Below are 328 nucleotides of genomic sequence, written 5' to 3'. Positions count from 1 at the left end.
GGCGCCCCTCCGGTCTGGCAATATATCTCCTTGCCGCGCGGCCCGGTCGGACCGGATCAGCCGCCAGGCGTGCACCTTGAGAACCGGATACTGCGAGGATGGACACTTACTTCAGTGTCGCATCCGGGCAGACATCGAACCATTTGAAATGGTCTAACTTGGATTTGTTTTTCGCAAGGCCGCCGAGAGGCGGCCCCGAGAAATTCCTTTTCCTATACTAAAACCATATGAATCGAACGGAACCGATCAGCTAATAGTTGTGAGGACCGGACGGGCTCGAAGCCCAGAATATTTTGGACGGAGAGTTCGATCCTGGCTCAGGATGAAC

Origin of the sequence: Collinsella sp. AF23-2 (assembly GCF_003459245.1) — a bacterium.
GTDB lineage: Bacteria > Actinomycetota > Coriobacteriia > Coriobacteriales > Coriobacteriaceae > Collinsella.
The sequence above is the reverse complement of the archived record's forward strand: the minus strand, read 5'-3'. Positions refer to the sequence as shown.